Below are 25,403 nucleotides of genomic sequence, written 5' to 3' on the forward strand. Positions count from 1 at the left end.
CAATGAAATTAGTGATGATTGGTCACGGTATGGTGGGTCATAAATTCATCGAAGCCATCTTAGAGAAAGCTGATGATGAATTAGAAATTACGATTCTTGCTGAAGAACCACGCATTGCATATGATCGTGTACATTTAACTGAATATTTTTCAGGAAAATCAGCAAAAGACTTATCACTGGCACGTTTTGATTTCGCAGATGCACATGGTATTGACTTACGCTTGAATACCAAAGCAATTGCAATCGATGCTGTAGAAAAAACAGTGACAACAAGTTTTGGTGATGTGATTAGCTACGACAAATTGGTATTGGCAACAGGTTCATATGCATTTGTTCCACCAATTTCAGGCAATGATCGTGAGAACTGTTTTGTTTATCGAACCATTGAAGATTTAGATGCGATTCGCGCTGCAAGCTTAAATTCAAAGTCGGGTGTGGTGATTGGTGGTGGTTTATTAGGTTTAGAGGCTGCAAAAGCTTTACGTGATTTAAACCTAGAAACGCATGTTGTTGAATTTGCACCACGCTTAATGGCGGTTCAAATTGATGACTTAGGCGGTAAAGTTTTACGTCGTAAAATCGAGAACCTTGGTGTAAAAGTTCATACTCAAAAAGCAACTTCATCTATTGAAGCGGGAGAAAGCGCAACGCATGTGATGAAGTTTGCGGATGGTAGCGAGCTTGAAACAGATATTATTCTATTCTCAGCAGGTATTCGCCCACGTGATGAACTTGCACGCAGTAGCGGGTTGGCACTTGGTGAGCGTGGGGGTATCAAGATTAATGATTATTGCCAAACTTCAAATGAAGATATTTATGCGATTGGTGAGTGTGCACTTTGGGACAATAAGATCTATGGTCTAGTTGCACCGGGCTATGACATGGCACGTATTGCAGCAAAACATATTTTAGTTGAAGAAACACATAGCTTTGCTGGTGCTGATATGAGCACCAAGCTGAAGTTGATGGGTGTGGATGTCGCATCGGTTGGTGACGCACATGGCATGACACCGAATTCGCTTAGCTATTTCTATGCTGATGAAGATGCATTGGTTTATAAAAAAATCGTTGTCGATGCAGATAAAACTAAATTACTGGGTGCTGTACTCGTTGGCGATGCAAAAGAATATAACGATCTTCTGCAAATGATGTTGAATGGTATCGCATTGCCAGAAACACCTGAAAGCTTAATCATGCCAGGATTTGCTGATTCTGGCGCGAAAGCGGGTGGTAGTGGTGTTGATTTACTTCCAGACAGCGCAACGATTTGTTCATGTAACAACGTGTCGAAAGCAGATATTTGCCAAGCGATTTGTGATGGTTCTACTTCATTAGGTGCTTTAAAGAAATGTACCAAAGCAGCAACGGCTTGTGGTGGTTGTGCACCATTAGTCACTCAAGTTTTAAAGTCTGAGTTACAACGTCAAGGTGTAACGGTCAATAACCACGTATGTGAACACTTCCCATACTCACGTCAAGAGATTTATCACTTGGTACGTGTCAATGAAATCAAGACATTTGATGATTTGATCCAACAACATGGTCATGGTCTCGGTTGTGATATCTGTAAACCAATGACGGCGAACATTTTGGCATCGTGCTGGAATGACTTTGTATTGGAACCAACGCACGCTGGTCTACAAGACAGTAATGACTACTACTTAGGAAATATCCAAAAGGATGGTTCATACTCAGTTGTACCGCGTATGGCAGGTGGTGAAGTCACTCCAGATGGTTTGATTGCTGTAGGTCAAATTGCTAAAAAATATAACCTGTATACCAAAATTACAGGTGGTCAACGTGTTGACTTATTTGGTGCTCAACTGCACGAACTACCATTTATTTGGGAAGAGTTAAATGCAGCAGGATTCGAATCAGGTCATGCTTACGGTAAATCATTACGTACAGTGAAATCATGTGTGGGTAGTACTTGGTGCCGCTATGGTGTGGATGATTCTGTTGGTTTAGCGATTGAATTAGAAAATCGCTATAAAGGCTTACGCTCACCGCATAAACTAAAAATGGCTGTGTCAGGTTGTACCCGTGAGTGCGCTGAAGCACAAGGTAAAGATGTCGGTGTAATTGCGACAGAAAAAGGCTGGAACCTGTATGTGTGTGGTAATGGTGGAATGAAGCCGCGTCATGCAGAACTTCTAGCATCTGATCTTGATACCGAAACTTTGATCCGTTATATCGACCGCTTCTTTATGTTCTATATCCAAACTGCTGATCGTTTACAACGTACGAGTGTATGGCGTGACAATATGGAAGGTGGTTTAGATTATCTCAAAGCTGTGATTGTTGATGATTCTCTGGGGCTTGCTGAAGAACTGGAAAATCGTATGGCGCATGTGATTGGAACTTATCAAGATGAATGGCGTACAGCGGTAGAGAATCCTGAAATTCGTAAACGCTTCCAAACTTACATTAATGCAAGCGCTGAAGAGCAAGCTGATCCATATATTCAATTTACCGAAGTCCGTGATCAAATCCGTCCATTAAATGAAGCTGAACGTTCAGTTGATCGTATCCCGATGGTAGAAGCATAAGGAGAATCAAAATGACAAATTTAAAAGACATGAGTATGCTTCCAGAAAATCAATGGGTCGATGTATGTAACCTTGATGACATCACACCAAATACTGGCGCAGGTGCACTTATTGCGGGGCAATCTGTTGCTTTATTTCGCGTAGGGAACGAAAAACGTATTTATGCATTAAGCAATAAAGATCCATTCAGCCAAGCGAATGTTATGGCGCGCGGTATTATTGGTGATTTGCAAGGTGAACGCGTGATTGCATCACCTATTTACAAACAACATTTTAGTTTGGCGACTGGACGCTGCTTAGAAGATAAAGATCAAAAACTATTGGTTTTCCCGACTAAAATTGAAAATGGTCGTGTCTGGGTCGGAGCCGTACCACAAAAAACTTATATTACTAATAATGGAATTTCACAAGAGAAGTTAAAGCTTGTTCTGATTGGTAATGGTTTGGCTGGGATGCGTTGCCTAGAAGATTTGCTTGATATGGCGCCAGATCGTTATGAAGTGACAGTCATTGGTGAAGAACCTTGGGGTAACTATAATCGTATCATGCTGTCACCAGTGCTCTCAGGTGAGAAAACGATCGAAGATATTATGTTGCATCCTCATGCTTGGTATAGCGATAAAGGGATTAAGTTTATTGCTGATGATCCTGCGATAAAAATTGATCGTACTCGCAAGACAGTCCATACAGAAAAAGGTGAAACTGTTGATTATGACCGTTTAATTATTGCCACAGGTTCTAAGCCATTTATTCCACCAGTACAAGGTGTTGACTTGAAAGGTGTGATTAGTTTCCGTGATATTTATGATGTGAATACCATGATTAAATATTGTGAAACTAAAAAAAATGCAGTCGTGATTGGCGGTGGTTTACTTGGTCTAGAAGCAGCGTATGGCTTGAAGCAACGTGGCATGAATGTAACGGTGCTGCATCTAATGGATCGTATCATGGAACGTCAATTGGATGGTCGAGCAAGCCGTATGCTACGTCATAGCATTGAAGAGAAAGGCATCAAGATTATTACTGAAGCCAATACCGAAGCTTTAATTGGTAAAAATGGTCATGTCAGTCAGATCCGTTTAAAAGATGGTACTTTATTAGATGCTGATTTGGTGGTCTTTGCTGTAGGTATTCGTCCAAATATCACTTTGGCGCAAAGCGCTGGATTACGTTGTAATCGCGGCATTTTAGTGAATGACACCATGCAAACCTTTGATCCAAGTATTTATGCTGTTGGTGAATGTATTGAACATCGTAATCAAACCTTTGGATTGGTTGAGCCACTTTGGGGGCAAGCATTTATTTGTGCAACCCATTTGGCTGAACACGGTAGCTTAACGTTCAAGTCTCCAACGGTACCAACTCAGCTTAAAGTTAGTGGTGTCGATGTCTTCTCAGCAGGTAATTTTGAGCCTAAAGAAGATTATGAAGACATCATTCTAAATGATGAAAAACGCCATATTTACAAGCGTATTATTATCCAAAAAGATAAAGTGATTGGTGCTGTTTTATTCGGTGATACCGAAGATGGTATGTGGTATGCCGAGTTAATTGCGGATCAAACACCTGTTTCGACATTTAGAAATAAATTGTTATTTGGTAAAGATTTTGCATTGAAAAAAGCAGGTTAATCTTACTTTGGTTTAGGAGAAATTTCTCCTAAACCAAAAACTCAGTCATTTAACTACTTTATGGTAGTCAACCAAAGATTCACAATAAAAGTTAAGGCGTAGATTATAAATTGGCTATTGATCACGGATCATACAATTTTAAGCAATCGAAACTTTAGTTAGGGCAAAGATGGAATAGGTAAAGGAGCAGTCATGAACAGTATTCAAAATTTAGAACACAGTCGCTCCGATCATGCACAAACACTCATTACAAAAACAACTTGTCCATATTGTGGCGTTGGATGTGGTGTTAATGTTGAAGTTCAACATAAAACACAAGGTTCAAATATTAAAGTTGCAGGAGACACAGAACACCCTGCAAATTTTGGACGACTCTGTATTAAAGGGAGCAATTTAGCAGATACCTTAGGGTTGGAAACCCGTGTTTTAAATCCGATGTTGGGACGCAAAAATCACCGTAATGTGACAACATGGGATGTTGCAATTGACAAAATTGCAACTCAATTTCAGGCATGTATTGAGCAATATGGACCCGAAAGTGTGGCATTTTATGTTTCGGGGCAGTTATTAACTGAAGATTATTATGTGGTTAATAAATTCGTAAAGGGCTATTTAGGCACAGCTAATATTGATACCAATTCACGTCTATGTATGTCTTCAGCAGTTGCTGCGCATAAACGTAGCTTTGGTGAAGATATTGTACCTGCAAGTTATGAAGACTTTGAACATGCTGATATGGTGGTATTGGTTGGTTCAAATACAGCATGGTGTCATCCAGTTTTGTATCAACGGATTATGCAAGCGAAGAGTCAAAATCCTAATTTATTTGTGGTTGTCGTCGATCCACGATTTACGAGCACTTGTGAGCAAGCAGATTTACATTTGCCAATCTTGCCAGGTCAAGATGTGGCCTTGTTTAAAGGATTATTACAATATTTATATCAACATGGTTATGCTGATCATGAGTTTGTTGAATCTTACACAGAGGGGCTTCAAGCACTTTTAGAAGCGAATCGAACTGAACAAGATTTTAAAGCTGTTGCCAAACGCACAGGTATTTCAGAAGAAAAATTACAATTGTTTTTTGATAAATTTGCCACAACTGAAAAAGTAGTAACTCTTTTTTCTATGGGAGTTAATCAATCATCTCAAGGGGTGAATAAAGCCAATAGTATTATCAACTGTCATTTACTGACGGGTAAAATTGGTAAGCTGGGTGCTGCTCCATTTTCAATGACTGGACAACCTAATGCGATGGGTGGTCGTGAGGTTGGTGGGCTTGCCAATATGTTGGCAGCACACTTGGACATTGATAATCCAAAGCATCAAAATTTGGTGCAAAGTTTTTGGAATAGCCCAACCATCGCGACACAAGCTGGACTTAAAGCAGTTGATTTGTTTCAAGCGGTTGAAAGTGGAAAAATTAAAGCAATTTGGATTATGGCAACCAATCCAGTGGTAAGTCTTCCTGATGCCGATCAAGTGAAACGAGCATTGGATAAATGTGAATTTGTTGTCGTCTCAGATATTTGTTCCGATACCGATACCACTGCTTATGCTGATATTTTGCTACCAGCATTAGGTTGGGGTGAAAAAGATGGAACGGTAACTAATTCAGAACGTCGAATTTCACGTCAACGCGCATTTTTAGCTTCACCAAAACAAACCAAAGCAGATTGGTGGGCTGTTGCTGAAGTTGCAAAAAAACTTGGTTTTTCTGGTTTTGATTTTAGCAATGCGTGTGACATCTTTAATGAGCATGCTGCATTGTCTGCGTATCAAAATGCAAGTTTAGCTGAACGTGATCAGGTAGAAAATTTTCGTTATTTTAATTTAAAAGGTTTAACCAATCTAAGTCTTGAAGAATATAACGAGTTAAAACCAACGCAATGGCCTGTGTGGGAAAAAGGTCAGACGACATCGGTTAAGCAACTTTTTGGTCAAGGTGAGTTTAGTTATGCTTCTCGTAAAGCAAAACTTATTCCAACGATCGCAATCGATCCCGTACACTCAGTTTCTGAAGATTATCCGTTAATTCTGAATACGGGGCGTATTCGGGATCAATGGCATACCATGACACGTACAGGTTTATCAGCAAATTTGACCACACATCGTGCTGAACCATTTTGTGAGATTCATCCAAACGATGCGCTTAAATTTGGTATTCGCGATAAAGGGTTGGTCGAGATTCGTTCGGTATGGGGAAGTTGTGTATTACGTGTGACATTGGCTCAAGGTGTTCGTCGTGGACAAATCTTTGCCCCGATTCATTGGACAGAACAAGTCGCCTCAGATGCTCGGATTGGTAAAGTAGTTAACCCTGTTGTGGATGCAATTTCAGGTGAACCTGAGTTTAAGCATACGCCAGTATCGATACAGCCTTTCCATACGACTTGGCAAGGCGTTTTATATGTTAGAGAAGGGTTCGAACATCAAATCAAAGCATCTTTACAGGCCTGTGCTTGGTGGACAAAAATCAAAACTGCAAAAGCAATGCGTTATGAGCTTGCCGATCGACACAGTATTGATCAAACTCAGAAAAACTTAAAAACCTTTTTACCTTTTGTCGATGAAACATATGAATGGTTAAGTATTGAGGATATTTCATCGCAATTAAGTCATAGTATTGTACTCAAAGATGGGATTTTAATCGCAAGCCTTTATATTGCACCTGCTGAGTTATTACCAGATCGTGATTGGGTTGCAAGTTTATTTAAACGTGAACGATTAAGTGCCTTGCACCGTAAAGCATTGTTGGCAGGTATGCCAATGTCTGCTGCTAATAACGATGGTCCATTGGTATGTAGTTGTTTCAAAGTAGGAAAAAACAAGATTATTGAAGCGATCAAAACTCAAAATATCACGCATGAAAAGCAAGTCACGGCATGTTTAAAAGCGGGTGGTAACTGTGGTTCATGTTTACCAGAAATTCGTGGTTTGATTAAGACTTGTCAGTTGGAGGCAGAAGCATGACTATACAAATTCCCGCTACAGATCTAGTGATCTTGGCGGGAGGGCAAGCACGCCGTATGAATGGCATGAATAAATTACTTCAACAATTTGATGATCAAATTCAGCTATCTAAAATTTGTCAGAAATTTAAATCAGAAGTGCGAAGCATTTGGGTAAACAGTCATCGAGATAGTTCGATTTACAAGCAGATTGAACCGAATATCTATTGTTATTCAGATGATCAAACAGGTTTTTTAGGTCCATTAATGGGAATGAAAAGTGCGTGGTCATATTTACAATCGGACTATGCTTTGTTTATTCCGTGCGATGTTACGTATATACCCAATCAAGTTTTAATTAAGTTGCATCGCGCACTACAAAAAAATCCACAAGCGCTAGTGGCTTATGTTGCAATTAATGGAGATGCTTTATATCCATTTTGTTTATTAAAAAAAGAAAGTCTGCCAATTTTACAACAACAAATTAATACCAATAAATTAAGTTTAAGAGATTGTTTTAAGCAATTGCATGCACAAAGTGCTTCATTTAAAAAGCAAAGCCTGTTTTGCCATAGTATTAACTCTTTGGATGAGTTACAGCAGTATAAACAGATGAAAGCTTTTCATCAGATATTTACAGCACACTAGCTTCTTTTAGCTTCCATAAAATATAAAGTTTTAGATAAGAATTCTTGACCTTTGTTTAAACAAGTTCTATTTTAGAACTTGTTTAATTTTACATCGAAATATTTTTAACAGATGTGAACTAATATTCTGTAGCTAAAGGAATATTAGAAAAATAAAAGGAAAGGGGCTTCAGATGTTCACAATTCGTTATCAACAGATTCCGTTGCATTTTTTGTTGGAGCATCAGTCAACTCTGGCTGGTCTCGGACAGATTGGACTTCGTACTTTGAAAAAGACCACACCAAGAGCGCTTGATTGGCAAGTTGTTGCTCCGATTATCGAGGTGATTGATCCTCCAAGTAACGATCTGATCGAGCATTATGTGAAATGGACGGGTTCAAAAATCAACAAATATCGAGACTCAATTCCTCCACATATGGTTTCTCAATGGGGGGTGTCATTTGCGACACGTTTGTTATTACAAACCCATTATCCACTGAGTCAAGTAATTAATCAGGGTGTCAGTCTGAAAATGAATGGCAAGATTCCACGAAATGAGAAATTAATGATTCAGGCAAAAATTGCACAAGTTGATGAACGCAATGGCTTAGCTCGGGTTTCTGTTCAAATCATAACTGGAACGATTTCTCAGCCTGATTTGGTTGAAACCATATTACATATGGCGTTTATTTTACCAACTTTCAAAAAAGTTAAACGCACAGAAACACAAGAGCATAAAAATTGGACGGCGCAAGGAGAATGGTCTGTTCAATCAGATGATGGTTTTAAATTTGCACTTCTTACAGGTGATTTCAACCCGATTCATTGGGTAGGTTTCTTGGCAAAATTTTCAAATTTTGGTCAAAAAGTACTGCATGGTTTTGGGGTGTTTGCAAAAAGTTTTGAGTTACTCCCAGAAGAAGTTAAACAAATTGATGTTCGATTCTTAAAACCAGTAAAGTTACCATCACAGCATAATCAAGTTGAAACATGTACTGAACAGAGCGAAAAGTATGTTCGAGTTGTAGGTTCTGCTGGACAAGTTTGTTTAATGGGTCAATTTAAATAATAAAGACAGGATGATGGAAAATGACAACAACAGTATCTGCATCGAAGCAAGACGTGACAGCGTGTATTTTATGTTCTCGTAATTGTGGTTTAAGCGTTGAAATTGAAGATAATCAGTTTAAAAAAATTAAGGGTGATGATCAGCATCCTTTCTCGCAAGGGTATATTTGTCAAAAGGCAGCTCGCCTGCAACATTATCAAAAACATGCAGATCGATTGACCACACCCTTAAAACGTCAGCCAGATGGCTTATTCCAAGAAATTAGTTGGGATCAGGCTATTCAAGAAATAGCAGATCAACTCGTGCATATTAGAGATACGTTTGGTGGAACTGCTTTTGCCTCTGTGGGTGGCGGTGGACAAGGAAATCATCTTGGTGCGGCTTATGGGCGCCAACTGCTATACGCGATGAAAAGCTTTTATGCATATAACTCTTTAGCCCAAGAAAAGACAGGTGACTTTTGGGTAAATGGTCGTTTGTTTGGCAGTCAGGCTTGTCACACGACAGAAGACGTTGAGCATGCAGATTATGTTTTGTTTATTGGAACAAACCCATTTCAAGCGCATGGTATCCCAAATGCACGCGATACCTTAAAACATATAAAGAAAGATCCAAATCGTACCATGGTCGTTTTTGACCCACGTGTGACAGAAACTGCGAAACAGGCTGATATTCATGTGCAACTCAAGCCTGGAACAGATGCTTATTTAATGTCTGCCATGATTGCAATTATGTTACGTGAAAATCTTTATGATCAAGATTTTATTCAAAAGCATACGCATGGTTTTGAAGAGGTAAAACAGGCATTTCTTGCTATTCCGATAGAGGAATATATTCAAAAAGCAGATGTTTCAGTCGCACAGATTTATCAAATTGTTCGCGATTTTTCTAAAGCTAAACGTGGATGTGTTCGAATTGATTTAGGCATTCAACATACGCTAAATACGACACTGAATGGTTATTTAGAAAAACTCTTATATTTATTGACAGGGCATTTTGGTAAACAAGGCACGAACAATCTACATACTATGTTTATTCCGATTTTGACCAATACTGATGAGCGTAATCCTAAATATCGCCGTACAGTACATCATAAAATGTTTCCAATTTCGGGGTTCTTTCCGCCAAACATTTTGCCCGACGAAATTTTAAAAGCTGGAGAAAAAAGAGTAAGAGCAGTCTTTGTGGATAGTTGTAATCCTTTACTCACGTACCCTGATACCACTGCTTATGAGCAAGCTTTTAAAGCTTTAGACTTATTGGTTGTGGTTGATGTCGCAATGACTGAAACAGCTCGCTTTGCAGACTATATTTTGCCTGCACGTAGTCAGTTCGAAAAATGGGAATTTACAGGCTTTAATTTAGAATTTCCAAAAAATGGATTCCATTTACGTCATCCGTTGTTTACCGCACAAGGTGATTCTTTGCCTGAGGCAGAGATCTATACTCGTTTGCTTGAAGCGATGAAGGTGATACCTCATCAATTTCCTATACTCAGTAAAATTGCAGAAAAAGATTCAGCTAAAACGGCTTATCTCCCTTACTTTGGTGCATTAGCTGCAAGTTTTGCTAAAAATAAAAAGTTGATCCCTTTTGCTGCATCGATTGTATATCGCACCTTAGGTAAAACTTTACCTAAGGATGCGGCTGCAACAGCTCTCTTGTTACCATTATGTATGCAATATGCTTCTCAACATTATCATGCAGTTAAACAAGCAGGCTATGAGGGCAATCGTTTGAATCTTGGTGTTAAACTATTTCAAGCGATTTTGCAACAACGTTCAGGTGTAGTTTTATCACAACATGACTATGCTGATGTATGGAGCTTGATTGCCTATAAAGATAAAAAAATACGTTTAGCTATTCCAGAAATGTTTCTTGAATTAGCCCAACTCAAACAAAAAAATCTTACATTAACAGAGGATTATCCATTTATTTTACTTGCTGGCGAGCGTCGTAGTTACAATGCAAATCAAATTTATCGTGATCCAGCTTGGCGTAAGGTTGATGCAGAAGGTCGATTAAAAATAAATCCAGAAGATGCATCTCAATTTTCCATTGAAACAGGTCAGCGTTTGCGATGTGTCTCTGAGCATGGAGAAATATCTGTTGTCGTTGAAGTTGATGAGGGGATGCGTAAAGGCGTTGTATCATTACCGCATGGTTATGGCTTACGCTATCGTGGTGGTGAACCCATCGGACCCGAGTTAAATCGTTTAACCTCAACTCGACATTGTGATCCATTATCGAAGACACCATATCATAAGTATGTACCCGTAAGATTGGAACATTTAGATGTATCCGTTATTGCGGATTAGCTTTTACAAGAAATGCACCAAATTCTTTCATTTTTAGCGGAAAATGGGAAAAATTGGTGCAATGTTTTTATTAGAAAGGTTTACCTTATTTTAATTGTTGTTTACAAATTACGATGATTGCTTATTTGAGTGAACAATAAGCATTGCAAGCAAATAGATTTCATATTGGAATAAATATTGCTGTATTAAAATTAATTCGCTGTAAACTCGATAGCAAAGATGCACAGAACTTGTGCTGAAGGTAGTAAGAAGTTTCACAATATGAGTGCAAATGATGAAGCATGATATATCTACGAACATTCCGATCTTAGAAGATCAGTATGGTCGTATTAAACGTAAGTTGCGGATTTCCGTGACAGATCGTTGCAATTTCAAATGCACCTATTGTATGCCTGAACATCCAGAATGGATGAAAAAACAAGATTTACTAAGTTTTGAAGCGTTGCTGGTATTTTGCCAATATATGGTGAAGCAAGGGATTGAAAATATTCGCATTACAGGGGGAGAACCTTTAATGCGTCAGGGTGTTGTTCATTTTATTCGTGATTTGCAGAGTTTACGAGTATTGGGCTTAAAACGAATCTCGATCACAACCAATGCACATTATTTGGCTAAATATGCGGAACTCCTAAAACAAGCTGGATTAGATGATCTTAATATCAGCCTAGATAGTTTAGACCCAGATCAATTCAAGCAACTGACTAAAAAAGAACTCACACCCGTATTAAATGGGATAGAGGCAGCTAAAAAAGCGGGGCTTGCTTTCAAAATTAATTGTGTGTTGATGAAAGGTCAAAATGATGATCAGATTCTGCCAATGGTAAAGTGGGCTAAGCAACATAGCATTCCATTACGTTTTATTGAATTTATGCCTCTAGATGGCGATCAGCATTGGACAGATCAGTCAGTTGTGAGTGAAGCTGAAATTTTAGCGCAACTTCAGCCTTTTTATCAGATTCAAGTTTTGCAACAGCAGCATGAGCCTGCACGTCAGTATCAGTTAGACGGGCAATATTGTATTGGTATTATTTCTACGATAACTCATTCATTTTGCGGTGATTGTGATCGAATTCGATTAACAGCACAAGGTGAATTATATAATTGTTTATTTGCACAACAGGGTCTGAATATAAAGCCGTATTTACAAGCTGTGATTAAACAGAAACAACTAGCTCAAGATATCAATTATCAAGAGCTTGATCAGCAAATTAAACCTTATATTTGGCACAAAGCGAAAGGTTATCATGCGATAAAACACCAACAAGTACGCAAAATTAGTATGCATATGTTGGGTGGTTAGTTTGGAAAAAAGTGGTCTGGAGAGAATATGCAAACTATTGACATAAAAATAGAAGCCTTTGGTGCTATTGAACGGTTATTGCCAAAAGAGCTTACATTTGAGTTTGCAGAAAATCAAACGGTTGAAGAAGTGCTAAGTCACATTGTAATGCTTTACCCAGAATCAACAAAAGCGATGGATAAATGTGCGTGTGCGATAGGTGAAGATATTGTGCTACGTCAAACAGCATTAAATACTTCATGTACTTTGGTATTGTTATCACCTGTCGCTGGAGGATGAAATGCGCGAATTTTCAAGAGTTCAAGATCAGGCTTTAAGCTTAGATAGTTTTGATCCTATACAATCATTTCCTGAATGTGGTGGTATTGATATTTTTATTGGAACTGTACGTAATCATCATGAAGGTAAAGCAGTTAAAGCTTTAAAATATACCTCGTATACACCTGTTGCTGAAAAAATGATTCGTGAAATCGAGCAGCAAATCAAAGAGAAGCATCAGGTTTCTTATGTGCGTGTGATGCATCGAATTGGCTATTTGGATGTCAGTGAAACAGCAATCATTGCAATTGCATATGCTGCTCACCGCCGTGAAGCATTTCAAGCCTGTGAAGAAGCCGTTGAACGTGTAAAACATGAAGTACCAATTTGGAAAGAAGAGTTCTTTATGGATGGTACAAGTCAATATGTAGAAGGTTGCTGTATTCGTAAAGATACGGTCGAAACTGATGCTCATGTTCATAAACATGAGCATCACCATCATCACGAACATGAAAATTGTGCGCATGAGCATACACACGAATAAAGCGTTAGGAAGTAAAAATGAAAAATGTTGGGATGAAACCCGAAAGTTATCGTGTTGCAGAGGCACAAGCGATTTTATATGCCCCACCGCATTGCATTCAGCTACTGCGTGATGGAAATACTGAAAAAGGCGATGCCTTAAAAACAGCTCGTATCGCAGGAATCTTGGCGGCAAAACGCACTGATGAACTGATTCCTCTTTGTCATCCTTTACCGATTTATCGTGCTGATGTTGAATATGATTTACAACATGATCACGTTGTGATTCTGACGACTGTAGAAACCATTGGGCCTACAGGGGTTGAGATGGAAGCCTTGACTGCTGCGAGTTTGGCAGGGTTAACCATTTATGACATGTTGAAGCCGCATTGTGAACCTGATGAATTGTGTTTAGACCAATGTAAATTGCTTAAGAAAAAAGGAGGTAAGTCACATTTTAAACGGACTCTACGTCAACCTGTTTCAGCGGCAGTGATCGTACTTTCTGATACGGTGGCAGCAGGACGTAAACCTGATACCGCAGGGAAATCAGTGGTTGAGACCTTAACCGAAGCAGGTTTTGATCCAATTCATTATCAAATTTTGCCAGATGAATCAGATCAATTGAAAGAATTGGTACTAGAATTGACAAAGTCTTATGCATGTATCATGACCGTTGGTGGTACAGGTATTGGTAAACGAGATATTACGGTTGATACACTTGAACCACTTTTAGAACGTAAATTAGATGGTCTGATGGAAGCGGCACGTTCTTTTGGCCAAAAACGCACACCATATGCGGCAATGTCTCGTGGTGTAGCAGGTTTTATTGATCGTTCCTTAGTGGTAACGCTGCCGGGTAGCCGTGGTGGTGCGAGTGAATCAATGGCAGCTATTCTGCCAGCTCTCGTTCATATTTTTGATGTTTGCCGAGATTTACCACATCCGGGAGGATATGAATAATGTCTGGATGTGGTGCTGAAAAGGGTTTAATCAGTATTGATGAGGCACTTGAACTCATTCGAACTCAGCCCAAAATATTGACGACTGAGGTATTGGCTTTAGCCCAAGGTTTGAATCGTTATCTCGCTAAAGCAATCTATTCCGAGGTCAATCTACCTAGCTTTTCTCAAAGTGCGGTAGATGGTTATGCGATTAATAGTTCACTTACACAGCTTCAAGATGTTTGTTTTGATGTAATTGGTGAGATTAAAGCGGGTAGTAAACTCGAATATCAATTGCTTGATGGGCAAGCCATTCGTATTTTTACAGGTGGCAAAATTCCTGAAGGCACCACACATGTTGCTCGACAAGAAATTGTTAAAGTTGAGTCGGAGACAATTCGACTGATTGAACAGCTTAAACCACAGGCTGATATTCGATTTACTGGTGAAGAAGTCAAACAAGGTCAACAGCTTGCGGACGTTGGTCAGAATATCAATATCGGTGCACTTGCTGCTTTAAGTATGGCAGGTGTGCAAACTGTCGAGGTATTTCAACAGCCTAAGGTTGCTGTGGTTATTACTGGTGATGAGGTTGCTGAGCAACCTGAAGATCTACACATTGGTAAAGTTTTTGATGCCAATGGGCCGTTACTGAAGGCTTGGTTCAAAGCTTATGGTATGGATGTCGAGATTCTACATATTGCAGATGCGGCTGAACAAGTCACAGCATGTTTCGATCGATTAAAATCTTTATATGACGTCATTATTACCACGGGTGGTGTCTCTGTGGGTGATTATGACTTCGTTCGTCCATGTGCTTTCCAGACTGGATTTGAACAGATATTTTGGAAAGTTAAACAAAAACCGGGTAAGCCATTATTTTTTGCAAAATATGAAGATCCTGACCATCATTGTTATTTATTAGGTTTACCGGGTAATCCAGCGGCTGTTTATGTGTGTATGCAGATTTATGGCAACGCTTTATTGGATACTTTGCAAAATCAACGTGAGCCTATGCAATGGTTTAGTGGAGTACTCACCCATGGACTGAAATCTGATGCACGTGAGCGATTTTTAAGAATGCATGCTTATTTTGATCAGGGACAGCTCAAGTTACAAAGCCTTGCGAAACAACAATCACATATGTTGAGTAATTTAATGCAGGCCAATTGTTTAGTACGTATTCCTGCAAATATTCAGTTAGATGCTGGACAAGAGCTTTCAGGTGTTTTTATTCATAGCTAAGTTATCGAATGAATTTAGATGAAATGATCTGTTTTTTTGATATTTAACTGAGTACCAATATTGCATCTGATTGATCAGGTGGTTTAGTGTATATTTTATAGTGTTTAGTTTCTAAACATGACGGTTCAAGGCATCGATGAGATGTCTTTAAAGTTCTAAAAAATGATCAGGTGATAATAATGAAATGGGAAGAAATTGGCGATCAGCCATGTTCAGTTGCGAGAACGCTTTCTGTACTCGGTGATCGTTGGACAATGCTAATTTTACGTAATGCTTTCATGGGAATACGTCGTTTTGATGACTTCCAACGTAGTTTGGGACTGACCCGCCACGTACTTTCAGAGCGTCTTAAGCGTTTAGTCGAGCATGGTATTTTAACCAAAGTACCTTATGTAGAACGTCAAGAACGATTTGAATACCAACTTACTGATAAAGGTTTGGATCTTTATCCTCTTATTTTAGCGATGGTGCAGTGGGCTGATAAGTGGATGGATATGGGACTTGGAAAACCGATTGAGTTTACACACAAAGGTTGCGGTAAGAAAATGAATCCAAGGGTGGTTTGCTCAGAATGTGATGAACCGTTGAATGTAAAAGATGTCCGTGTATCAGCTGGTCCAGGATATTTTGCTTTTATTGAACAAAAACAAAAAACTGCATAATTTTATCAATGCTGCCGTTCTTGCTCTTGTTGAATAGCATGAGATAGAACGGCAAAAACCTTCGAGTTGCTGCATTGTGCGACATTAAAACGAATAAAATTCTTAAAATTTTGACTTTGGCTGAATGCATTCCCCGGTGCTAAAATCACACCATTTTCCAAACAAGCTTGTGCAATAGATGAAATATCTAAATGTCTAGGTAGTTCACACCATAAAAATAATCCTGCTTGTGGCTTAAACCAAGGTGTTATATTTAGTTTTTCTAATTGTTTGATGGTTGAATCCATTGCCTTTGCTAAGTTGATTTTCAGTTCTTCTAAATACTTACGATAATTCCCATCCGTTAATGCTGCATACAAAATTTCAGCAGATAATTGATTACCGCCAAAACTTGTTGCAATCTTGATATCTGTTAAATCCTCAATCCATTCTGGTTTAGTGGCAATATAGCCTGTACGGACTGAACCTGATAGGGTCTTAGAAAAACTCCCAATATGAATTACTCGTGATAAACCATCAAGTGCGGCAAGTCGTGGAGCAGTGTGTAATTCTAAATCTGCAAAAATATCATCTTCAATGACAATCAAATTCGACCGTTCTACCAGTTTGAGAACTTGATAGGCTGTTGCTGCATTTAATACAGCACCTGTTGGATTATGAATTCCGGAGTTAGTAATGTATAGCCTTGGATTGAAGTCTTGAATAGCAGTTGCAAATGCGGCTAAGTCAGGTCCATTTTTGGTATAGGGAATACCAATGATTTGAACTTGATGCACTTTTAGCAGGGCATGGAAGTTAAAATAGCAAGGGTCATCTACCAATACCACATCATTTGGTTTTAAAAAATAACGGCATATCAGATCAATCGCTTGCGTACCAGAATCAGTCAATAAAATCTGATTTGCAATCCCTTCAATCCCTTTGCTTTGCATTCTACGCGCTAGCAATTCACGTAAGGCAGGAAGCCCAAGTGGGGTAGAGTAATCCGTCAGAATGTTTGGATTGGTTTTAGAAACTTTACGGATTGCCTTACGAATATGCTCATGTGGCATCCACTCATTGGGTAGCCAGCCACAGCCAGGCTTTAGTACATCTGATTTTGCTTCCAAAGCTTGTCTTGATATCCACAAAGGGTCAATATTTCGATCGATTTTAGGGTGAATTTCAGAAATCGAGAGAGGTACAAGTGGCCCAGCTACAAAGAAGCCAGAACCTGTTTTTGCTTCAATTATACCTTTTGCCACAAGACGTTCGTAACCTTCGACAATGGTTGAAATAGATAAGTTTAATTGTCTCGCTAACGCACGAACGGAAGGTAGTCGAGAACCAGGCATTAATGAACGATTGTTGATTTGTTGATTAATGTGCTGTATGACTAAATCAATTTTTGTTATTTTCATATCATTTATTCGCACTGTGTTGGTAAAAATACCAATACAGTTATTTGAAATTGTACTGTATTGTATGTGGGAATATAACATATTACAGATTAAATTCTCCAAATAGATTTGGAGAAAAGAAATGAAAGTTGCGAATCAGGGTTGGATAAATGGACTGATCGGCGTGATTATTTTTGCAGGTTCTTTGCCAGCAACACGTGTCGCTGTTATGGATTTCAGTCCTACTTTTTTAACTGCTGCTCGGGCTGCAATTGCGGGATTATTAGGTTTATTCTTACTTTTGCTGTTAAAACAACAGTTTCCTGCTAAAAGGGATTGGCTTGCATTATTTTATGTGGCAATCGGCGTGGTGATAGGATTTCCGTTATTTACTGCGCTCGCTTTGCAATATGTGAGTGCTGCACATACGATTGTTTTTGTTGGTTTACTTCCTTTATCGACTGCTATTTTTGGTGTATTACGGGGTGGAGAAAGGCCAAATGTAAATTTTTGGTTATTTGCAGTTTTAGGTGCTTTGATCGTTTTTATTTACATGATCATTCAAAGTGGTACATGGCGATTTGGCTATGGCGATATTTTTATGTTACTTGCGATCTTACTATGTGGCTTCGGTTATGCTGAGGGAGGAAAATTATCAAAACACTTAGGAGGGTGGCAGGTTATTTGTTGGGCGCTGTTAATAACTTTGCCAGTTATGTTGTTGATTTCATATCTCTACATGCCTGCGGACTTCGCGCAGATTTCAAATGCTGCGAAATTGGGGTTAGCTTATGTTTCTCTATTTAGCATGTTGATAGGTTTCTTTTTTTGGTACAAAGGCTTAGCACAAGGAGGTATCGCAACAGTAGGACAATTACAATTATTACAACCCATATTTGGACTAATGATTGCAGCTGTTTTGCTTCACGAGCAAGTAAGTGTTGCGATGTTTGCCGTTACCATCGCTGTGATAGCCTGTGTTGCATGCGCTAAAAAATTTGCATAATTTATAGCAGTTATAAACAATTGGCAGGTTTGGGAACACCAGCTAAACGACTTAGATGACGCGCTACTAAACCTGTGTTAAATCTTTGCTGTAATTCAGCATTATTGATTTCAGCACTAACCGTCTTCATCAAAAATTTAATCAGTGGACGAGTTGCTGGGGAATGCCCAAATTGTTGATAAAATTGACGTACGGCGTGGAGAATTTCGAAATGCCAAGCAGTCAGTTCTAGATCAAGTGATTGAGCAAGTTGCTGGGCAACTTCAGTATTCCAAATTGTATAATCGACCAAATGACCGTCTTGATCTAACTCTAATTGCATGAAATAACCTAATTAACTAAAGATAATTTATTTTAAAGAAATACAGCGTTTGAATTGCAGAACTAAATCAGCAAATTCAGCGAATTCTATAATTTTGACCTCAGATTTGATTTCATCTCTAAGTAAGCTTTGCTCATTACTTAAGCAATAAAGATTTGGATAAAGATCTAAAATCTTTTTAGTTAGCAGTAAAAGCCCATCTCCCATGACTACAATCGTATCATTCACATGTGCCATTTGAGCTAACTCAATCCAGATTTTATCTGTGTTGTAGTAAGGGGATTGAATCAAAAATAAAGTTGAATTTTCCATGTTTCTGAGCTCTACCAATACAAAATATGATCGAAAGATTGAATAAATTCAGGCTGAATCTCAACAAACTCGATTTCTTGATCACTATCTTGCGCAATCGCCAAGTGTTGATTTTTAGTTTCAACTAAAATCGGGGTTAGATCATAGAACTCAAAACTGTCCACCATATTGGCAGCAATTTTAAAAGCTTGTTTGAATTGATCGAACTCTAATTTATTGTTCAATAAGCTTAGTGCAGCATCTTTTAATAATACTTTGACAGAAATACCAAAGGTTGCTAAAACCATAGTTGCAGACACGCTTTCGTTGATCTGCAAACTAGTTAAATTGGATTGCGTTAGGATGACGAGTACAGATTTCACACAATTTACCTTTTAAAAGCAACACTCTATTAATGAACTTAAACTAAAATTGAATTAAACGAGAACAGCTTTGCACAGCATCAGCTAGCTCTCCAAGCCCAACTAGCTCAAAACCTTGTGCTAAGTTGTGTTGTTGAAGTGAATGACGTTGGGCATTGCTTGCATCAGTGATTCCCCGAGCAAGGGCAGCACTGACACAGACAGGGAGTCGAATGCCAAGCTTTTGCCATTCTTGTTTTAGATTGCGTTGATCATCAGGAAACCACTGTAAATCATTCGCAACCTGAACACCATCTTGGTAAAAGAAGACACGAAAATCTTCGGACTTATTTCCTAATGCTTGAGCTAAACCAAAAGCATGCCAAGCCATAATTGAAGTAGGTGCAGAAGTTATTAACAGTAGTGTACTCATTGAACATTCACTATGGTCATGTAAGCAAAATGATGGACAGATTAAAAAAGAAGGTAAGTATACAATGATTTTGGTGACAGGTGGTTTAGGCTTTATCGGTTCACATATTGCTTTGAGTTTATTAGCACGTGGGCAAGAAATTGTTATTGTTGATAATTTAGCCAATTCGACTTTACAAACCTTGGAGCGCTTAGAATACATCTCAGGAATGTATATTCCATTTGTTAAAGTAGATGTGAGAAATACGCCTGCCTTAAATAAAGTATTTGAACAATATTCAATTCATACTGTTATTCATACAGCCAGTTTTAAATCGCTTGAAGAATCTGTTCTAAAGCCTCTGGAATACTACAATGATAATGTCAGCAGCATTATGAGCTTATTGAGAGCAATGCAGCGGATGGGGGTTAGAGAGTTAATCAATATTTCTAGTTTGGCCGTATATGGGCAATCTAATCCAAGTGTAGTTGAAGAGACTGAGTTTAATTATCGCTACCCAAATCCATACATTCGATCTCAGCAAATGGTTGAAGATATTATTGCGGATACTTATAAAGTCGATCATGAATGGAAAATTATCAATCTCAGATTATCTAATATTGTTGGTGCTTTTGAACATGGCGTTTTAGGGGAATACGTAACTCAACTCCCTAAAAATATTGTGCCTTTAGCTTTACAAGTTGCAGCGATGCAGCGAGATTGTATCGAATTGCAAAATCAAGCACGGACAGAAGATGGAACGGTTGAAAGAAGCTTTTTACATGTTTTGGATGCTTGTGATGCAGTTTTGATCGCATTAAATTGGTTAAAAACACAAACAAGTTGTTTGGAAGCATTCAATATTGCACATCATCAACTCACATCTATACAAAATTTGATTGATGAAGTTGCAAGAGTCACTCAGACCGAAATTCAAGTGCAACCTGCTGTATATCAAAACCAAGAGTTAGCGCAATTGGGTGCAAATATTGATAAAGCAAAAAAAATATTAAATTGGGTTCCTAAACGTTCTCTATCACAAATGATTGAAGACGAATGGCGTTTTTATCGCAATACCTTAACAGGTAATTAAGATAATGATTCTTATTTACAATTTTAATGGCTTTGTTTAGGATAATTAAGACTTATCAAATATACATCAATATGAACTGAGTCTTCGCTAGCCAAAAGCATCAGTTTGCTTCAGCCCGTGAACATTTTAACCAAATAAAGCAGAGGTTGTTTATGCAAATGCGAATTGAACATGACACTATGGGCGAAGTTGAAGTTCCAAATGACGCCTTATGGGGTGCACAAACGCAACGAAGTTTACAGAACTTTAAAATCGGTCAAGAACGTTTACCGCGTGCCATGATTCGTGCCATGGGTTTGGTGAAAAAAGCGGCTGCAATAACCAATGCTGAGTTAAAACAATTACCTGAAGATTTAAGTCAATATATCGTTGATGCTGCTGAAGAAGTGATTGCTGGTCAATGGGACTCACAATTTCCGCTTGTAGTTTGGCAAACAGGTTCTGGTACGCAAAGTAATATGAACTGTAATGAAGTGATTGCAAACATTGCCAATCAAAAATTAGGACAAGTACTAGGTGCACAAAAACCAGTACATCCAAATGATCATGTCAATCGTGCGCAATCAACCAATGATTCTTTCCCAACTGCAATCCATGTGGCTGCAAGTATTCAAATCAATGAATTACTCATTCCTGCAGTGGAAAAACTAAAAGCGACTTTAGATCTTAAATCCAAAGAATTTGATGATATTGTCAAAATTGGTCGTACCCATTTGCAAGATGCGACTCCTTTAACCTTGGGACAAGAGTTCAGTGGTTATGTTTCCCAACTAGAGCATGGTCTAAAACGTTTACAGCAAGCACTTGCAGGTCTTTATGAGTTGCCTTTAGGAGGAACGGCGGTAGGTACTGGCTTAAATGCACATCCAGATTATGCAGTGAAAGCAGCTGAGCAACTGGCTGAACTGACAGGTTTACCATTTGTGACTGCACCGAATAAGTTCGAAGCCTTGGCAGGACGTGATGCGGCTGTATTTGCTTCAGGTGCATTAAAAACATTGGCAGCAAGCTTAAATAAAATTGCTAACGATATTCGCTGGTTGGCGAGTGGTCCTCGCTGCGGATTTGGTGAAATTCGTATTCCAGAAAATGAACCTGGTTCAAGTATCATGCCAGGTAAAGTCAATCCTACACAAAGTGAAGCGATGACCATGGTTGTTGCTCAGGTTCTAGGTAATGACACTACCATTAATGTGGCGGGTGCTTCTGGTAACTTTGAGCTGAATGTATTTATGCCAGTGATTGCTTATAACTTATTGCAATCAATTCAGTTATTAGGAGATGCTTGTAATAGCTTTAATGATCATTGTGCGGTAGGTATTGAACCAAATCGTGAGAAAATTGATTATTTCTTGCATAACTCTTTAATGTTAGTCACAGCACTCAACCCTGTGATTGGCTACGAAAATTCTGCCAAAGTTGCCAAAACAGCTTATAAGGAAAATAAAACCTTAAAGCAAGTTGCAGTTGAACTTGGCTTAGTGACTGCTGAGCAATTTGATGAAGTAGTTAGACCTGAAAATATGGTTTCTCCGAATAGTAAGTAAATCGTATTGGTAGTTTAAAAAATCCTTCTTTAACCTAGGGGGATTTTTTATGAGTAGTTTTTATAAATCGATCTGCGTACAATATGCTTTTGATTTACCTGATTGTTGCTTCATTATGCTCAATATTTATTTGACAGATACCAAAACCAATATCCAATTTTCTGATCTTCCAAATGAAAATCCTGTTAAGTTTCTGTTGAATTTAAAGAAAATTTTTCCGAGCACCGCCGACTTATTGTTACCAGTATTACCAGAAGACAATAATTTGGAAAATGTCACATGGGAAGCAACATCTAAAGATTTCGAAGTATTTAAGAAATTATTGGAAGGTTGGGGAATCATTGAATTACGTTTAAGTGCCATTACCGCTTATAAAGATAAAAATTTTGCCAACGAGTTAGTTAAAAAAGCGCAAGTTAAACGTAAGCAGATTTCTCAGAAACAAACACAGCTTTCCTTGATTGCATTGGATTATGTTTTGATGCATGAGATTCATGCACTGATTGATGCTGAATTAGTGATGATTGGTGAAAAATTCTATTTACCAACATTACGAGAACTATGGAAAGGACAGTTCTCAGATCAAATTTTGCAGTGCAAATTTTAGTATAAAAAAGCAGACTTCAAGTCTGCTTTTTTATACTTCGATTTATTTTAAATTGCATAAATCTTAATCTACAAACAATTACAAGAATTTAGTGTCTGTATTTTTAAGCGGCATATATATTGCTTATATGGATATAAATATTATTGCGGGAGAGAAGTTCTTCAATGAACTCGCCGAAGGAGCAACGACCCCGGAAACTCTCAGGCAGAAGGACTGTAATAATAGAAATACAATCTGGAGAGCAGTGCTCAACTTGTAGAAACATACGATAATTTTTCTTCTACGATTAACACTCACCGAAGGGGAAGGCTTAATGATTAATTGGTAATCATCTGCCAAAACTCTCAGGTACCATGACAGATGGGGCTAAGCATTATGAAATGTTATGCATTTCAAGGAGTTTGCTATGCCACATGTTGTTGTTATTGGTGCGGGGATTACGGGTGTAACGTCTGCTTATGAATTAATTAAATTGGGTTATGAAGTCACAGTGATTGATCGTCATTTATTTCCAGCAATGGAAACTTCATTTGCCAATGGTGGGCAGTTGTCTGCTTGTAACGCTGAGGTCTGGAATCAGAAGGCAACAGTGTTGAAAGGGATTAAATGGATGAGTAAGAAAGATGCACCTTTATTGCTCAATCCGTCTTTTAGTGTGCATAAGTATCGCTGGCTAGTCGAGTTTTTGACTCACATTAAGGACTATAAGGTAAATACAATTGAAACAGTTCGTTTAGCGTTGTTAGCAAGACAACGATTATTTGAAATTGCAGAAAAAGAAAATATTGCTTTTGATTTAGAAAAGCGTGGTATTTTGCACATGTACCATACTAAACAAGACTTCGATATTGCCAAAAAAGTGAATGATGTTTTAGTCGAGGGTAAACTTGAGCGTTATGCAATAACACCTGAAGAAATGAAATCTATTGAGCCAAATTTAACTGGTGATTATTATGGTGGATATTACACTGCTGCGGATGCAACAGGGGATATTCATAAGTATTCTGTTGGTCTTGCCGAACAAACAAAAAAATATGGTGTCAAATATCGCTTTGGTTTAGATGTGATTGATATCAAGTTTTTGCAGGATAGAGTTGTAGTAGATTGCAAAAATAGTTCAGAGAATATGCACCCTGATAATACTCAACTGACTCAAATTGAAGCTGATATTATTTTAGTGTGCGGTGGTGTGGGAAGTTATCAGCTTGCAGATTTATTGGGTGATACAGTCAATGTCTATCCCGTAAAAGGATATTCAATTACAGTTCAGCTTAAAGATGAGCGAAGTGTAAAGAATGCGCCTTGGGTTAGCTTGCTAGATGAAAGTGCAAAGATTGTAACCTCAAGATTAGGCGTGGATCGTTTCCGTGTAGCTGGTACAGCTGAGTTTAATGGTTACAATCGGGATATTCGAGCAGATCGAATACAACCTTTGATTAATTGGGTTAACCAAAATTTTGATATTTCAACTGAGCACGTTGTACCATGGGCAGGCTTACGTCCGATGATGCCAAATATGTTGCCTGTGGTGAAACAGGGGAAACATGCGCGAGTATTTTACAATACTGGACATGGACATTTAGGCTGGACTTTATCTGCCGCAACAGCGGTATTGATTAGCGAGGAAATTGCACAAAAATTCCCAAGCTAAATATAAAAAGCCGATGTGAAAACATCGGCTTTTTATCATATTTTAGATAGTTTTGAAATTAATGCTTTATTCAGTTTAGTAGAGCATTGGCTTTACAGTGATTTGCTTAGGTTTTAAATAAAGATTATAGATGAGAAAATAAAATTATGATGGAAGTTGATATTAATGCTCTCATTGAGCCACAAAAGTCTGCAGCAGGTTTTACTTTGGGGCAAACATTATCAGAATTCTATAATGGGCTAAATTTGACTGATGTAAAAAAATGGTTAATAACGGATGGAATCCCACTGCATGATTCTATTCACAAGAATGATAAATGGTTATGTGTGCCTACTAGAGAAATTAGTGAAGGGCGGATTGAGGGGGAGATTTGGTTCTATTCAAAAGGAGTGGTTGAGTTGCATTTTAATCATTTAGGATTTTTATTTAATATATCTATATTTAATGGTTATAAGGGGAAACTAATAAATTGTATCTATATAGGTATGCCTTTTTTAGAGTTGAAGAATTTATGTAATCCTATTTTTAATGAGCATGAAAATATCTACATTGTTGAAGATAATGATATCTTTTCTGGTATCGGTTTTTGTATTGATGAATCAGCAGATATACCTTATCTAAGTGGTATTTTTGTATTTCAAGTAGTGTAGATATACA

The 25,403-nt window shown here is 38.2% G+C and carries 23 protein-coding genes and 1 riboswitch; of the genes, 18 read left to right on the top strand and 5 right to left on the bottom strand.

Going from position 1 to position 25,403, the window contains the following annotated elements; genetic code table 11:
- The first annotated feature begins 2 nt into the window (after positions 1-2).
- The 12 genes from nirB to IEV17_RS07835 all read left to right on the top strand — a co-directional run bounded on the left by nirB (position 3) and on the right by IEV17_RS07835 (position 16,076).
- Positions 3-2,549: a nitrite reductase large subunit NirB gene (gene nirB / locus IEV17_RS07780; RefSeq protein ID WP_004661979.1), complete on the top strand. Its 2,547-nt coding sequence runs from the start codon at positions 3-5 to the stop codon at positions 2,547-2,549.
- 11 nt (positions 2,550-2,560) lie between these two features.
- The gene (gene nirD, locus IEV17_RS07785) at positions 2,561-4,180 is read left to right on the top strand and encodes a nitrite reductase small subunit NirD (RefSeq protein ID WP_004661980.1); all 1,620 of its coding nucleotides are present in this window, start codon (positions 2,561-2,563) and stop codon (positions 4,178-4,180) included.
- Between the two features lie 192 nt (positions 4,181-4,372).
- Positions 4,373-7,153 (top strand): nitrate reductase, encoded by a 2,781-nt coding sequence (locus IEV17_RS07790; protein WP_004661982.1) that lies wholly within the window; start codon positions 4,373-4,375, stop codon positions 7,151-7,153.
- Positions 7,150-7,779 carry a molybdenum cofactor guanylyltransferase gene (gene mobA / locus IEV17_RS07795; protein WP_004661983.1) on the top strand — a complete coding sequence of 210 codons (630 nt, stop codon included), beginning with the start codon at positions 7,150-7,152 and terminating at the stop codon, positions 7,777-7,779. The genes IEV17_RS07790 and mobA overlap by 4 nt, the downstream gene beginning before the upstream one ends.
- 172 nt (positions 7,780-7,951) lie before the next feature.
- Complete coding sequence (locus tag IEV17_RS07800) at positions 7,952-8,827, top strand: MaoC/PaaZ C-terminal domain-containing protein (protein ID WP_004661985.1); 876 nt, start codon at positions 7,952-7,954, stop codon at positions 8,825-8,827.
- A 20-nt stretch (positions 8,828-8,847) separates the two neighbouring features.
- On the top strand, positions 8,848-11,145 hold the full coding sequence (locus IEV17_RS07805) for a molybdopterin-dependent oxidoreductase (protein ID WP_004661986.1): 2,298 nt from the start codon (positions 8,848-8,850) through the stop codon (positions 11,143-11,145).
- 271 nt (positions 11,146-11,416) lie between these two features.
- On the top strand, positions 11,417-12,445 hold the full coding sequence (gene moaA, locus IEV17_RS07810) for a GTP 3',8-cyclase MoaA (protein ID WP_004661987.1): 1,029 nt from the start codon (positions 11,417-11,419) through the stop codon (positions 12,443-12,445).
- A gap of 27 nt (positions 12,446-12,472) precedes the next feature.
- Positions 12,473-12,724 carry a MoaD/ThiS family protein gene (locus tag IEV17_RS07815; RefSeq protein WP_004661989.1) on the top strand — a complete coding sequence of 84 codons (252 nt, stop codon included), beginning with the start codon at positions 12,473-12,475 and terminating at the stop codon, positions 12,722-12,724.
- Position 12,725: 1 nt separating this feature from the next.
- Entirely contained in the window at positions 12,726-13,247 is a 522-nt protein-coding gene (locus IEV17_RS07820) for a molybdenum cofactor biosynthesis protein MoaE (RefSeq protein WP_004661991.1), read from the top strand.
- Positions 13,248-13,264: 17 nt separating this feature from the next.
- Positions 13,265-14,188 (top strand): bifunctional molybdenum cofactor biosynthesis protein MoaC/MoaB, encoded by a 924-nt coding sequence (moaCB, locus tag IEV17_RS07825; protein ID WP_004661994.1) that lies wholly within the window; start codon positions 13,265-13,267, stop codon positions 14,186-14,188.
- Positions 14,188-15,414, top strand: coding sequence for a molybdopterin molybdotransferase MoeA (locus IEV17_RS07830; protein WP_004661995.1), 1,227 nt, complete (start codon positions 14,188-14,190; stop codon positions 15,412-15,414). Before moaCB ends, IEV17_RS07830 begins: the two co-directional genes overlap by 1 nt.
- A gap of 179 nt (positions 15,415-15,593) precedes the next feature.
- Complete coding sequence (locus tag IEV17_RS07835) at positions 15,594-16,076, top strand: winged helix-turn-helix transcriptional regulator (RefSeq protein WP_004661997.1); 483 nt, start codon at positions 15,594-15,596, stop codon at positions 16,074-16,076.
- Positions 16,077-16,081: 5 nt separating this feature from the next.
- On the opposite strand, the gene IEV17_RS07840 is transcribed toward IEV17_RS07835, so the two are convergent.
- Positions 16,082-17,476, bottom strand: coding sequence for an aminotransferase-like domain-containing protein (locus tag IEV17_RS07840; protein WP_034601339.1), 1,395 nt, complete (start codon positions 17,474-17,476; stop codon positions 16,082-16,084).
- Positions 17,477-17,597: 121 nt separating this feature from the next.
- Here IEV17_RS07840 and IEV17_RS07845 point away from each other — a divergent pair, with 121 nt between their 5' ends.
- On the top strand, positions 17,598-18,461 hold the full coding sequence (locus IEV17_RS07845) for a DMT family transporter (protein WP_004662000.1): 864 nt from the start codon (positions 17,598-17,600) through the stop codon (positions 18,459-18,461).
- A gap of 10 nt (positions 18,462-18,471) precedes the next feature.
- Here IEV17_RS07845 and IEV17_RS07850 read toward each other — a convergent pair whose 3' ends face one another.
- Genes IEV17_RS07850 through tusD form a run of 4 tightly spaced genes read right to left on the bottom strand, consistent with a single transcriptional unit; the run spans position 18,472 to position 19,869 of the window.
- Positions 18,472-18,783: a TusE/DsrC/DsvC family sulfur relay protein gene (locus IEV17_RS07850; RefSeq protein ID WP_004662001.1), complete on the bottom strand. Its 312-nt coding sequence runs from the start codon at positions 18,781-18,783 to the stop codon at positions 18,472-18,474.
- Positions 18,784-18,810: 27 nt separating this feature from the next.
- The gene (locus IEV17_RS07855) at positions 18,811-19,095 is read right to left on the bottom strand and encodes a hypothetical protein (RefSeq protein ID WP_004662002.1); all 285 of its coding nucleotides are present in this window, start codon (positions 19,093-19,095) and stop codon (positions 18,811-18,813) included.
- Positions 19,096-19,106: 11 nt separating this feature from the next.
- Positions 19,107-19,457, bottom strand: a complete 351-nt coding sequence (locus tag IEV17_RS07860) for a hypothetical protein (RefSeq protein WP_004662003.1) — start codon at positions 19,455-19,457, stop codon at positions 19,107-19,109.
- 43 nt (positions 19,458-19,500) lie between these two features.
- Positions 19,501-19,869, bottom strand: a complete 369-nt coding sequence (gene tusD, locus IEV17_RS07865; RefSeq protein WP_005160335.1) for a sulfurtransferase complex subunit TusD — start codon at positions 19,867-19,869, stop codon at positions 19,501-19,503.
- Positions 19,870-19,933: 64 nt separating this feature from the next.
- Between tusD and galE the strand changes: the two genes are divergently transcribed.
- The 5 genes from galE to IEV17_RS07890 all read left to right on the top strand — a co-directional run bounded on the left by galE (position 19,934) and on the right by IEV17_RS07890 (position 25,396).
- Complete coding sequence (galE, locus tag IEV17_RS07870) at positions 19,934-20,941, top strand: UDP-glucose 4-epimerase GalE (protein WP_004662006.1); 1,008 nt, start codon at positions 19,934-19,936, stop codon at positions 20,939-20,941.
- Positions 20,942-21,093: 152 nt separating this feature from the next.
- Positions 21,094-22,488, top strand: coding sequence for a class II fumarate hydratase (gene fumC / locus IEV17_RS07875; protein ID WP_004662009.1), 1,395 nt, complete (start codon positions 21,094-21,096; stop codon positions 22,486-22,488).
- A 115-nt stretch (positions 22,489-22,603) separates the two neighbouring features.
- Positions 22,604-23,095, top strand: coding sequence for a hypothetical protein (locus IEV17_RS07880; RefSeq protein WP_171062437.1), 492 nt, complete (start codon positions 22,604-22,606; stop codon positions 23,093-23,095).
- Positions 23,096-23,231: 136 nt separating this feature from the next.
- A riboswitch (glycine riboswitch) is annotated at positions 23,232-23,321 on the top strand.
- A gap of 180 nt (positions 23,322-23,501) precedes the next feature.
- Positions 23,502-24,746: a D-amino acid dehydrogenase gene (locus tag IEV17_RS07885; RefSeq protein ID WP_004662011.1), complete on the top strand. Its 1,245-nt coding sequence runs from the start codon at positions 23,502-23,504 to the stop codon at positions 24,744-24,746.
- A gap of 146 nt (positions 24,747-24,892) precedes the next feature.
- Entirely contained in the window at positions 24,893-25,396 is a 504-nt protein-coding gene (locus tag IEV17_RS07890) for a hypothetical protein (protein ID WP_004662012.1), read from the top strand.
- The last annotated feature ends 7 nt before the right edge of the window (positions 25,397-25,403 follow it).

Source organism: Acinetobacter modestus (genome assembly GCF_014636095.1).
Lineage (GTDB): Bacteria > Pseudomonadota > Gammaproteobacteria > Pseudomonadales > Moraxellaceae > Acinetobacter > Acinetobacter modestus.

What these genes read in the sequence shown, in the direction of transcription:
- nirB (WP_004661979.1), top strand. Translation starts at nt 3, where the DNA reads ATGAAATTAGTGATGATTGGTCACGGTATGGTGGGTCATAAATTCATC.
- IEV17_RS07790 (WP_004661982.1), top strand. Translation starts at nt 4,373, where the DNA reads ATGAACAGTATTCAAAATTTAGAACACAGTCGCTCCGATCATGCACAA.
- IEV17_RS07880 (WP_171062437.1), top strand. Translation starts at nt 22,604, where the DNA reads ATGCTCAATATTTATTTGACAGATACCAAAACCAATATCCAATTTTCT.
- IEV17_RS07855 (WP_004662002.1), bottom strand. Translation starts at nt 19,095, where the DNA reads ATGGAAAATTCAACTTTATTTTTGATTCAATCCCCTTACTACAACACA.
- IEV17_RS07835 (WP_004661997.1), top strand. Translation starts at nt 15,594, where the DNA reads ATGAAATGGGAAGAAATTGGCGATCAGCCATGTTCAGTTGCGAGAACG.
- mobA (WP_004661983.1), top strand. Translation starts at nt 7,150, where the DNA reads ATGACTATACAAATTCCCGCTACAGATCTAGTGATCTTGGCGGGAGGG.
- IEV17_RS07845 (WP_004662000.1), top strand. Translation starts at nt 17,598, where the DNA reads ATGAAAGTTGCGAATCAGGGTTGGATAAATGGACTGATCGGCGTGATT.
- nirD (WP_004661980.1), top strand. Translation starts at nt 2,561, where the DNA reads ATGACAAATTTAAAAGACATGAGTATGCTTCCAGAAAATCAATGGGTC.
- fumC (WP_004662009.1), top strand. Translation starts at nt 21,094, where the DNA reads ATGCAAATGCGAATTGAACATGACACTATGGGCGAAGTTGAAGTTCCA.
- tusD (WP_005160335.1), bottom strand. Translation starts at nt 19,869, where the DNA reads ATGAGTACACTACTGTTAATAACTTCTGCACCTACTTCAATTATGGCT.
- IEV17_RS07805 (WP_004661986.1), top strand. Translation starts at nt 8,848, where the DNA reads ATGACAACAACAGTATCTGCATCGAAGCAAGACGTGACAGCGTGTATT.
- IEV17_RS07815 (WP_004661989.1), top strand. Translation starts at nt 12,473, where the DNA reads ATGCAAACTATTGACATAAAAATAGAAGCCTTTGGTGCTATTGAACGG.
- moaA (WP_004661987.1), top strand. Translation starts at nt 11,417, where the DNA reads ATGATGAAGCATGATATATCTACGAACATTCCGATCTTAGAAGATCAG.
- IEV17_RS07890 (WP_004662012.1), top strand. Translation starts at nt 24,893, where the DNA reads ATGATGGAAGTTGATATTAATGCTCTCATTGAGCCACAAAAGTCTGCA.
- IEV17_RS07885 (WP_004662011.1), top strand. Translation starts at nt 23,502, where the DNA reads ATGCCACATGTTGTTGTTATTGGTGCGGGGATTACGGGTGTAACGTCT.
- IEV17_RS07800 (WP_004661985.1), top strand. Translation starts at nt 7,952, where the DNA reads ATGTTCACAATTCGTTATCAACAGATTCCGTTGCATTTTTTGTTGGAG.
- moaCB (WP_004661994.1), top strand. Translation starts at nt 13,265, where the DNA reads ATGAAAAATGTTGGGATGAAACCCGAAAGTTATCGTGTTGCAGAGGCA.
- IEV17_RS07850 (WP_004662001.1), bottom strand. Translation starts at nt 18,783, where the DNA reads ATGCAATTAGAGTTAGATCAAGACGGTCATTTGGTCGATTATACAATT.
- galE (WP_004662006.1), top strand. Translation starts at nt 19,934, where the DNA reads ATGATTTTGGTGACAGGTGGTTTAGGCTTTATCGGTTCACATATTGCT.
- IEV17_RS07820 (WP_004661991.1), top strand. Translation starts at nt 12,726, where the DNA reads ATGCGCGAATTTTCAAGAGTTCAAGATCAGGCTTTAAGCTTAGATAGT.
- IEV17_RS07840 (WP_034601339.1), bottom strand. Translation starts at nt 17,476, where the DNA reads ATGAAAATAACAAAAATTGATTTAGTCATACAGCACATTAATCAACAA.
- IEV17_RS07830 (WP_004661995.1), top strand. Translation starts at nt 14,188, where the DNA reads ATGTCTGGATGTGGTGCTGAAAAGGGTTTAATCAGTATTGATGAGGCA.